The 331-nt window shown below is 50.8% G+C and carries 1 protein-coding gene; it reads left to right on the top strand.

The window, feature by feature from the left end; genetic code table 11:
• Positions 1-314: DUF3577 domain-containing protein (locus SB717_RS34490; protein ID WP_410907350.1), on the top strand; the 314-nt coding region annotated here is incomplete at its 5' end.
• Positions 315-331: the final 17 nt, after the last annotated feature.

Here is a 331-nt window from a genome sequence, read left to right as displayed (position 1 = left end):
ATGACGTTCAATACACCTATATCGATTGCCGGGTCACTGGCGCTGAAGCAGATACGCTGATTCGTCACTGCAGGGAAGAAATCAACTCGGACGATAAGGTCCTCGTGGGTTTCACGATAGGTGATATTTGGATATCACCGTTTACGTATCAAAAAGGGGAGAAGAAAGGTCAGCCAGGTGCAAGTCTTAAAGGCCGGCTGCTCTACATCTCCATGCTCAGAATCAACGGCGAAACTGTGTTCAGGGCTCTGCCAAAGGACACTGCAGAGAGCGCCTCCTCTGACATTGACATGGACCGCTCAGAACCTGCCTAAAGCGACGACTGATCGAC

Source organism: Priestia sp. SIMBA_032, assembly GCF_046535215.1.
GTDB classification, from domain to species: Bacteria; Bacillota; Bacilli; order Bacillales; family Bacillaceae_H; genus Priestia; species Priestia aryabhattai.
This window is presented reverse-complemented; position numbering and strand designations above follow the sequence as displayed.